This window comes from uncultured Lamprocystis sp., assembly GCF_903933125.1.
GTDB lineage: Bacteria > Pseudomonadota > Gammaproteobacteria > Chromatiales > Chromatiaceae > Thiodictyon.
On sequence record NZ_CAIZIZ010000498.1, the window covers coordinates 1 to 9,928 of the forward strand.

The following is a 9,928-nucleotide window of genomic DNA, read 5'->3' on the forward strand; positions in this document are numbered from 1 at the left end:
CCTGCGGCGCCGGCTCGCACAGGAGCTCGGCGGGGAGGGTTTTGGTAGCGATTGCGGGGGGGCCAACAAACCGACGCAAAATCCCCTGATCGCCGCGGTTATGCGGCTCGTGGCGTAATTGAAAACAGGAAACTTCAGTTCAGATCTACTTGAATATTTATAAAAACCTCGGTTGATTTTTTATTTATTAGAAAACTCTATTCTATAAATTGAAAACAGGAAACTTCAGTCCTGACAAACTGTGACGCAGTTCTCGAATTACGAACGCTCTTGCATAACTACCCTATACTCTAGCTAGGTCCAACGAAGTTGAGATCGCGGTGTCGCGGATAACGCTCACCGCAACTCCAGGCTCGGACAAGAGTCGGTTTGTGAAATCATTGTGGCCGCGGCGGCGCCCTGGGCACGAGAGCCTATGGAGTCAGGCGGTCCGCACAGTCCGATTCGCGGACCTTGATCAGGAAGCCGTCATCAACCCAATGATCGTCCATTGAGGAAATCGGTAATGAACACCCAAGGAAAGCGTCTGTTGGATGGTTCCCTGCACGCGGCAGGAGTCAGTTTGGCCATCTTCTGCTCGTGTTCTGCAATCGCGGCATCCAGCGGGGCTGGATCGGGCGCGGGCGGCGGCCAGCAGACTGGCGGCCAATCGCCAACCGTCACACTCGCCATCTCACCGAAAAAACAAGCCGCTGCTTCAGCCTACTGGACCCGTCAGCGGGTTGCCGACGCGCCGGCGCTGGCGTTCGCGATCGATACCGGATCAGGTGCGATCGACGCCGCCGCCCTGGATGAGATAGCGGCACTGGGGCCGGAAGAAGCCGTGCCGGCCGGTGCAGCCGCACCAGGCGCCACCGACCTGGCGCGCGCCGCCTTCGCCGCGGATTGGGATGCCTTGGCGGAAAGCGAAGCCCTGGACTCCGATCTGAGCACGGAGAGCCCCACGGACTTCATGGCTGGAACCGCTGGCGTCTATATGTCATGGGATGTCGGCACGGTGACGGCGCTCGCCACGGTCTATCCCCACCGGTGGATGGGCAAACTGACGTTCAATGTTCCGGGCGGTGGCGCGTCTTGCTCGGCAACCGCCATCAGCGGTAACAATATCGTCACCGCCGCTCATTGCGTATACGATTCGACGGCGAACACCTGGTACAGCAACTGGGTCTTCACGCCGGCTTACCGCAACGGCACGGCTCCCTATGGCACCTTCTCGGCAAAGGCGTGCACGATTCTCACTAGTTGGATGAACCTGACGGGGAGCTACAGCATCAATACCTGGACCCGGCATGACGTGGCGGTCTGCTCCATGAACAACAACTCCGCCGGGCAGACTCTGAACGCCGCGGTCGGCTATGCCGGCCGGTTGTGGAACGCGTCTTATACCCAGATAGTGTTCAACAGCGGCTATCCCGCCCAAGACTATAACCTCGCCTCGATCCCCAGCCCGGGGCAATACCTGCGCGCCTGTGTCGCGGAAACCTTCCAGTACACCACTGAGACCTTAGGTATGGGCTGCAATTGGGGTCCCGGCATCAGCGGCGGTTCATGGCTGGTCGGCTATAAGCCGTCCGTCGTTAGTGGTCAGACCAACAGCGTCAATTCCGGTCTCTATGTCAACCAGCCGAACATATACGGGGCCAGGTTCAACAGCAACAATATCGTTCCGCTCTGCACCGCTCGCGGTTGCTGACCGCTGAGTCTACGCCGCTATCGCAGCGTATCCTCGGGGCCTGGCACACCAGCCAGGCCCCTTCTTATTGGTGAACCGTTCCTCAGCCATCTCCCGAATCGAGATGTTTGCCGCACGCCCTTGAAGGTCCCAGTGCCAGGTTCCAGATTCACTCATCCCCGTCCAACTCGCGGTTGAAACCCCGTGGCGGCGGTGTCCAGCCGCGTTCGGTGCGGTCGTGCAATTGCAGGCGATCCGAGTTCAGCGCGTCCTGCAGGGAACCGACGTGTTCACGGATGCGTGCCTGCAGGACCAGATTGCGGGCGATATCCGGGTTCTCGTCCCACAGGTCGTACATGCTCGTCAAACCCTCGGCCTCGTGACGGCGGAAGGCCCGGGCCATCCGCTCGACCTTGAAGGGATGCATGCCCAGGGCTTTGAGGGCCGCAACGCCCAGGGTCAGTGAGCTGTCAAAAACCTCCCGCACCACCAGATCCGCACCCGCTTTTTGCAACAGATACAGATGCCTGACATCAAACGCACGGGCCAGTATCTTGACCGTCGGATAGGTGCGACGCACATGCTCGACCATCTTCACCGCCCGATCCTGGTCGTCGATGGCGATGACGAAGAGACGCGCCTGGCTAATGCCGGCCGCATGCAGCAAATCCGGGCGGGAGGCATCCCCGTAATAGCCCTTGATCCCGACCTTGCGCAGCAGGTCGATCTGGTCCGCACGGTTGTCCAACACCACGGTGCGCACGCCGCTCGCCAGCAGCAGCCGGTTGACGATCTGACCGAAGCGGCCGATGCCCGCGATGACCACGGTTCCCAATTCATCGATACTGTCGGGCGCCGGCGCGCTGCCGGTGCGCAATGCCGGAGCAATCAGCCGGTCATAGGCAATGAAGAGCGCCGGAGTCAGCAGCATGGACAGCGCCACTACCAATGACAGCATCCGCGCGAGTTCCGCCGGGATGACCGCGTTCTGCACACTGAACGCCAGCAAGACGAAACCGAATTCGCCGGCCTGAGCCAACCCCAAGGCAAACAGCCATTGGTCACCGGGCTGCAGCCGGAACAGCCGCGCGAGCCCGAGCAGCACGGCCATTTTGAGCGACATGACACTGAGGGTCAGGGCAATCACCGTGGCGAGATGCGCGGACAAGATCCCGAAATCGATCCCCGCCCCCACGGTGATGAAGAACAATCCGAGCAGCAATCCCTTGAAGGGCTCGATATCCGATTGGAGTTCATGGCGAAATTCGCTGTTCGCCAGTACCACCCCCGCCAGAAAGGTCCCGAGGGCGGGCGACAGGTCGACCAAGGTCATCAAGAGCGCAATGCCGATGACCAGCAGCAGCGCACTGGCCGTGAAGACCTCGCGCAACCCGGACTCCGCGATGTAACGGAACAGTGGGCGCGATAAATAGTGGCCGGCGAGCACCACCAGGGCGACCGCCCCCAGCACCACCAGGGCATAACCCCAACCCGGCAGGCCAACCACCAGACTGATGGCGCCGTGCGCCGCACCCGCGCCCGATCCGCCCGGACCCGCCGCCCACAAGCCACTCAGACCCGGTGCGGCCAACAGCGGAATCAGGGCGAGCACGGGAATCAACGAGAGGTCCTGAAACAGCAGCACCGCAAAGCTCGCCTGCCCGCCGTCCGTTCGGGTCAACCCCTTCTCACCCAGGGTCTGAAGCACGATGGCGGTCGACGACATGGCAAAGATCAGGCCGATCGCCAACCCCAGACCCCAGTGGTAACCGAGCAACAGCGCCGCGGCGGCGATCAGCACCGCGGTTATCAGGACCTGCAAGCCCCCAAGCCCCAGGACCCGGGCACGCATCTCCCACAGCAGCTTGGGCTCCAGTTCCAGGCCGATCAGGAACAGCATCATCACCACGCCGAACTCGGCGACGTGCTGGACCTCCTCGGTCTCGGCCCCCACCAGACCCAGGGTCGGCCCGATCAGGATGCCGGCGATCAGATAGCCGAGCACCGAACCCAGGCCGAGTCGGTTGGCGATGGGCACCGCCAGCACCGCGGCAGCCAGATAGATGAAGGCGTGAAACAGCATCCCGTCCATCGGTTCAGGGCTCCAGGAGAATGGCGTCGAGGTCGGCATTGAGCTTGGTCAGCGGCAAGGCCGCCGCCAGATCGAGCCGATAGTCGCGCAGGGCTTCGAGCACCCGCACCCAGTCGGTCACATGCGCGCCGATGCGCCCCTCATCTACCGCGGTCCGGGCGCCGAACAAGGCAAAGGGCGGCAGGAAGACCATGCCGCACAGGCGCGCGGTCTGTTCCAACGGGCATAGCAGCTCACGAATCGTAAAGTGGTTATAGCCGGCGGCACAGTAGGCCTGCTCCGGGCCCCCGGCGGTCAAGGCGTTGAAGAACAGCTTGCCGTGCAGCGCCGTCCCCCCGACACCGTAAGCGAAGCCGTGCTCCAGCACCAGATCCTGCCACTCCTTGAAGATCGAAGGCGTTGAATACCAATACAGTGGGTGCATGAAGCAGATCACATCATGGCCGCGCAGGCGCGCCTGTTCCCGATCGACGTCGATCTCGCCGCTCGGATACTCCGCATAGAGATCGACCAGGGTCACGCCCGCCACCGCCGCGGTCGCCGCGAAGAGCGGACGATTGGCCTCGGAGCGGTCGATCGACGGATGGGCGAACAGACACAGGATGCGCCGTCGGTCAGTGGTCACGCCGACCTCGGTTCGGCCCGGACTGGCTGCAAGTGGTTCGTGCGACGGCATGGCGGACACCTGATACGATATGACTAACCAGTTCGCAGCTTACCCAAGGAACGCTGTTGGGCAAAGAGGCCGACGCTTGGCAAGCAGACCATCGCATCGCGCTGTCGGACAGTCGCCTGTTGGATTTCAATGAGGAAGGCGACGCGGTGGACTTGCGCTACAAGGACGACCGCGACGCCAGTCGCCACAAGGTGATGACGCTGAGCGGAGAGGAGAGGGTTAGACAGGCCGCGCGCGGCCTGCGCTTGCGCTCGCCCACTCGCTGGAACATAGTCTACAATCGACGCAGAAGCGCCCTCGTGTCAGCCCCGCGGCCCCCTCGGATGCCCGCTTTGCCTCGCTCCGAGCGTCGCCCACGTGCTGCGATACCACCCGGCACCGACCGGCGACCCTGGACTCGGGGATTCCATTCACTATCTCTAAAGAAGACCGCGCCCGCAGCGAGCACCGTGCCAGGATCGGATTAGTCCAATAAACGTTTATTCGTTAGGCAACTCAGATGAGCATTTTGCATGTCTACTATCGGATTGCATGTTTAATATGCATAGCAAGGAAGTTACCCAAAATGAACTTGCACTTGTAGCTATGGCTCTGCAGCCACGTGGTCACCGGGCAAACTTGGCAACCGCCTTTCTGCAGCTTCTCAATGGGCATAATCTGAAAATCGCAGCACGTCTCGCTACTGGCTACAACAAAACGGCTTTCGTCTTGGTTCTACCGGACCGGGAGGGCCATGCTCTACCGGCCCTGGTGGTGGTCTCTCCACTGGTCCTGGCGGCGGTCTCTCAACGGGACCTGGCGGTGGACTATCTACCGGTCCTGGTGGCGGTTTCTCAACAGGCCCCGGTGGTGGATTATCGACCGGCCCTGGCGGCGGTCTTTCGACAGGTCCCGGCGGCGGACTATCTACCGGCCCCGGTGGCGGTCTTTCAACCGGTCCCGGCGGTGGTTTGTCAACCGGACCTGGTGGCGGCCTTGCTAATGGTCCCGGAAATAATTGGCGCCGCGTCCCCGTCCCGCCTGGCTATTGATGAGCCCAAAGGAAAAAGAGAAAAAGGCGCCGAGAAAAATGCGAGAAAACAGGAAAAGCGGAAAAAGGGGTCGGAAAAAAGGGCAGAGCCCTTGTCTAGGTAACAGGTTGCAACCAGTAGGGGCAGGCAATGACAGTTCTCAAGTATCGGTATTGGCAAGATGAAAACATGTGGCTTGGGTATCTGGAAGAATACCCAGATTACATGACACAAGGTAAAACGCTGGAGGATCTCCAGGAAAACCTGAAGGATATTTACCAGGAAATGACGAGCGGCGCCATTCCTTCTGTACGCCGGGTCGGAGAGCTCGCGGTCGCATGAAAAGGCGCGAACTCGTCGCCAGGTTACAACAAATGGGCTGCGTCGTGTTACGCCACGGCGGCAGGCACGACTGGTATCAGAATCCGAAGACTGGAGAATCTCAACCCGTACCGCGGCATGTCGAAATAAACGAACATCTTGCAATGCACATTCTAAAAAAATTAAGCTAATTCAAAGCTGAATCGTACGTCCGACCAGACCAGGGGATGCCGCCAGCGTCGACCTGCCGTATCCTGATCGATCGAGCCTCCCCCACCAGCCGCGAGTCCACGCCCGATGACCGACCAACCGACCCAGCGCCACCCCACTCAGATCAATCTGCATACCAAGTCGCGCGTGCTCACCATCGGCTTCGACGACGGCGCCCTGTTTGAACTGCCGTGTGAATATCTGCGGGTCTTCTCCCGCGCCGCGGAGGTCCGTAGCGCACCGCAACCCGTCACCGGCAAGGAGGGCGTGAACATCACGGCCATCGAGCCGCAAGGCCAGTACGCCGTGCGCATCTGCTTCGACGACGGTCACGACACCAGCATCTACTCCTGGGACACCCTCTACACCCTGGGCCGGGATCAGGCGCAGAACTGGGCGGACTATCTGGCGCGACTGGAGCAGATCGGCTACCAGCGCCGGGAACCGGATCAGGGGGACAAGCGGGTGCGGCTGCTCTACTTCTCCTGGCTGGCAAAGAAGATGCGCAAGGAGTCCGACCAGGTGATCGTACCAGCCGCGGTGACGGACGTGGACGCCCTGCTCAAGTGGTTGGGGGCGCGCAAAAAAGGCGCCGCGGTGCTGTTCACCCCGCAGCGGGTGCGGGTGACCGTCAACAAGCAGTTCACCGAGGGCTTCACCAAGCTCCACGACGGCGACGAGATCGGACTGGTGCCCACCTCACCGACGGCACCCGCCACGCCGGATTTGCTCTGATCTACCGACTGGTAGGGGCGACTTAAGTCGCCCCTACGTGACAGAAATCGCCGTAGCGGGCGGTCCCGAACAGCACGGGGCGTCCGAAGCCAATACATCTAGACAGGATTAACAAGATTTACAAGATGTTATTCATTTTCAATCTTGTAAATCTTGTTAATCCTGTCAAGAAATTTCCGAACTTGACTCGTTACTTAGGGGCAGCCCGGATCAACATGCACGCGCACAACAGACCGGAGGTCGAGGCTTCAGCCGGACGCGGCCTCCTTGAGACGGCGGGCGGTCCCTTCGATCACGGCGGGTTGGGTATAGCTGGTGCTGGCGTCGATGACTAGGCGTCCGCGGCGGCGCGCCGCTGCCACGCCTGCCGCATAGTCCTGGGCGCTCAGGGCGTTGGCCCCGTGCCCGCGCGGGCAAATCCGGCTCCAGCCCCCAGGAGAAGCGATGCGGTTACTTCGGCTCGATGAGCGCGACCTGGCTGTGCCCGGCGAGGTGTGGCGAGCGCCGTGGTGCCGGCCTTGGGGCAGCCGGCGATCACGATGTCCGGGCGGTCAGCCAAACGGGGGCGGTCAGCCATCCGTCAGCTCCGATGGTTCCGGAAAGCCCGCTCAGCAGCCCGCCAAGGCCCGGATGGCGTTGCGATTCGTCCATGAGCCGGTCAGGTGCGCCGCCCGCTCGGCTGACAGCCAGCGGTACTCCAGGTGTTCGAGCGGATTGAGCCGGATCATCCGGCGGGTTTCCAGCACCAGGGCGAACCAATATTCCCGATTGAAGCAAACATTGGGTGCATAGCGTGCCCGCCAGGCACGCACGATGGGGAACAAGACCGAGTGTTTGAGATCGATCAGGGCGGAGCCGACGCGCAGTCCGGTCTCTTCCCAGACCTCCCGTAAGGCCGCGGAGCGGGGGCTCTCGCCTGGGGCCAGACTGCCGGTCACCGACTGCCAGAACTGGCCGGGGTGGGTACGGCGCAGCATCAGGAACTCGCCGCCGCGGGTACAGATGACCACCAGCACCGACTGGGGACGCTTATAGACGGCCGGGGTCATGGTGCTGGTCTCCTGCGGCGGGGTCGCTATTTCGGCACTCACGTGCAGCGCCAATCCGGACGCGGCGGCACCGGCCGGTTGGTCGTGATCGTCGGACGCGAGTGCCATTGCTTAAACCCCGGCTTCGGCCCGCGCCCGCAGCCGCAGGCCCAACTCTTTGAGCTGGGCCTCGTCCACCGGGGAGGGGGCGCTGGTGAGCAGACAGGCGGCGGTCTGGGTTTTGGGGAAGGCCATGACATCGCGAATGGAGGCGGCCCCGGTCATCAGCATCACCAACCGGTCCAGACCGAAGGCGATCCCGCCGTGGGGCGGAGCGCCGAAGCGCAGTGCCTTGAGCAGGAAGCCGAAGCGATCCTCGGCCTGGGTCTCGCTGATATTCAGGAGCTTGAAGACCTGGCGCTGCACCGTATCGCGATGGATACGGATGGAACCGCCGCCAATCTCGCTGCCGTTCAACACCATGTCATAGGCACGGGAGAGGCAGGCGCCGGGATCGGTCTCCAGCAGCGCGAGCTGCTCCTCCTTGGGGGCCGTGAAGGGATGATGCAGGGCCGCCCAGCGCTGGTTGGCGGCATCGTGCTCGAACATGGGGAAGTCCACCACCCACAGCGGGCGCCATTGCCCCTCCAGCAGGCCGCGGTCATGGCCCAGCCGGACGCGCAGTGCCCCCATCGACTCGTTGACCACGGTCGCCTTGTCGGCGCCGAAGAAGATCAGGTCGCCATCCTGGGCGCCGGTACGGGCCATGATCCCGTCGATCGCAGCGTCGGTGAGATTCTTGACGATCGGCGACTGCAAGCCCTCGCGGCCCTTGGCGGACCAGTCGTTGACCTTGATGTAGGCCAGACCCTTGGCGCCGTAAATGCCGACAAACTTGGTGTACTCGTCGATTTCCTTGCGGGTCAGCTCGCCGCCCTTGGGCAGGCGCAGCGCGACCACACGGCCCGCCGGGTCCTGCGCCGGACCGGCAAACACCTTGAAGTCCACCCCGGCCATCAGATCGCCCAGGTCGATCAACTCCAGGGGCACCCGCAAATCCGGCTTGTCGGAGCCAAAGCGGCTCATCGCCTCCGCGTAGGCCAGACGCGGGAAGGGGTTGGGCAGCTCGGTGTCCAGCACCTCTTTGAACACCCGCCGGATCATCTCCTCCATGAGATTCATCAGCGCATCTTCGGTCATGAAGGAGACTTCGATGTCGAGCTGGGTGAACTCGGGCTGACGATCCGCGCGCAAGTCCTCGTCACGGAAGCAACGGGCGACCTGATAATAGCGATCCATCCCCGACATCATCAGCAACTGCTTGAACAATTGCGGCGACTGCGGCAGGGCGAAGAATTCGCCGGGGTGGGTGCGGCTGGGGACCAGGTAGTCGCGGGCGCCCTCGGGGGTGGACTTGGTCAGGATCGGGGTCTCGATGTCCAGAAAGCCCTGGTCATCCAGATAACCGCGCAGGATGCGCGTCACCCGACTGCGCGTGCGCAGCCGCTCCTGCATCTCGGGCCGTCGCAAGTCGAGATAACGGTAGCGCAGGCGCACTTCCTCCGAGGCGTCGGCCACATGGGTATCGAGCTGGATCGGCGGGGTCTCGGACGCGTTGAGGATTTCGAGCCCGGTGCCCAGGACCTCGATCTCGCCGGTGGGCAGATCGGGGTTGATGGTCCCCTCGGGGCGCGGCCGGACGCGGCCCTCGACCTTGAGGACATACTCGCTGCGGGCCTGCTCGGCGCGCTTGAAGACCTCCGCCCGGTCGGGATCGAGCACGACCTGGACCAGACCGTCACGGTCACGCAGATCGATGAAAATGACCCCGCCGTGGTCGCGGCGCCGATGCACCCAACCGCACAGAATCACCGTCTGTCCGATATGGCCGCTGTTCAATTCCCCGCAGTAATGCGTGCGCATGAGCCGATCGCCCCGTTTGCAGAACCCGTAAATAACCGTCCAGAGCGCTCAGGAGTCGCCCGGATAAAACCGATCAGAATACCGACCCCTTACCGGCAGCGCAAGTTGCAACATGCAGCACCAGCAATTCCAAATTTGGGCGGCACCGCGCGACCTCTGGTGGATGCGGCGCGCGCGACCGCCGTGCCGAGTCCCCGAGACCGAGCGGCGCGCCTTATCCACCCTACAACGGAGCCGGTTTCGTAGGGTGGATAAGCGCAG

At 62.5% G+C, this 9,928-nt stretch carries 9 protein-coding genes; 5 read left to right on the plus strand and 4 right to left on the minus strand.

Features of this window, described 5'->3' with window-relative positions; genetic code table 11:
• The first annotated feature begins 505 nt into the window (after positions 1–505).
• The gene (locus QZY03_RS27130) at positions 506–1,693 is read left to right on the plus strand and encodes a trypsin-like serine protease (RefSeq protein WP_295586648.1); all 1,188 of its coding nucleotides are present in this window, start codon (positions 506–508) and stop codon (positions 1,691–1,693) included.
• Between the two features lie 148 nt (positions 1,694–1,841).
• Here the strand turns inward: QZY03_RS27130 and QZY03_RS27135 are convergent, their stop codons facing one another.
• Positions 1,842–3,764, minus strand: coding sequence for a monovalent cation:proton antiporter-2 (CPA2) family protein (locus QZY03_RS27135; protein ID WP_295586649.1), 1,923 nt, complete (start codon positions 3,762–3,764; stop codon positions 1,842–1,844).
• A gap of 4 nt (positions 3,765–3,768) precedes the next feature.
• Positions 3,769–4,389, minus strand: coding sequence for an NAD(P)H-dependent oxidoreductase (locus QZY03_RS27140; RefSeq protein WP_295586651.1), 621 nt, complete (start codon positions 4,387–4,389; stop codon positions 3,769–3,771).
• A gap of 591 nt (positions 4,390–4,980) precedes the next feature.
• Between QZY03_RS27140 and QZY03_RS27145 the strand changes: the two genes are divergently transcribed.
• The 4 genes from QZY03_RS27145 (at position 4,981) to QZY03_RS27160 (ending at position 6,716) form a co-directional block, all read left to right on the plus strand.
• The gene (locus tag QZY03_RS27145; RefSeq protein ID WP_295586653.1) at positions 4,981–5,574 is read left to right on the plus strand and encodes a hypothetical protein; all 594 of its coding nucleotides are present in this window, start codon (positions 4,981–4,983) and stop codon (positions 5,572–5,574) included.
• 26 nt (positions 5,575–5,600) lie between these two features.
• A complete protein-coding gene (locus tag QZY03_RS27150; RefSeq protein WP_295586655.1) occupies positions 5,601–5,792 on the plus strand; it encodes a type II toxin-antitoxin system HicB family antitoxin in 192 nt (63 codons plus the stop codon).
• Positions 5,789–5,962: a type II toxin-antitoxin system HicA family toxin gene (locus tag QZY03_RS27155; RefSeq protein ID WP_295586658.1), complete on the plus strand. Its 174-nt coding sequence runs from the start codon at positions 5,789–5,791 to the stop codon at positions 5,960–5,962. The genes QZY03_RS27150 and QZY03_RS27155 overlap by 4 nt, the downstream gene beginning before the upstream one ends.
• 106 nt (positions 5,963–6,068) lie before the next feature.
• Entirely contained in the window at positions 6,069–6,716 is a 648-nt protein-coding gene (locus tag QZY03_RS27160; protein ID WP_295586661.1) for a gamma-butyrobetaine hydroxylase-like domain-containing protein, read from the plus strand.
• A 608-nt stretch (positions 6,717–7,324) separates the two neighbouring features.
• Here QZY03_RS27160 and nudB read toward each other — a convergent pair.
• Together nudB and aspS are read right to left on the minus strand one after the other, a co-directional pair.
• Complete coding sequence (gene nudB, locus QZY03_RS27165) at positions 7,325–7,765, minus strand: dihydroneopterin triphosphate diphosphatase (protein ID WP_295586667.1); 441 nt, start codon at positions 7,763–7,765, stop codon at positions 7,325–7,327.
• Between the two features lie 111 nt (positions 7,766–7,876).
• Positions 7,877–9,667 carry an aspartate--tRNA ligase gene (aspS, locus tag QZY03_RS27170; protein WP_295586664.1) on the minus strand — a complete coding sequence of 597 codons (1,791 nt, stop codon included), beginning with the start codon at positions 9,665–9,667 and terminating at the stop codon, positions 7,877–7,879.
• Between the last annotated feature and the right edge of the window lie 261 nt (positions 9,668–9,928).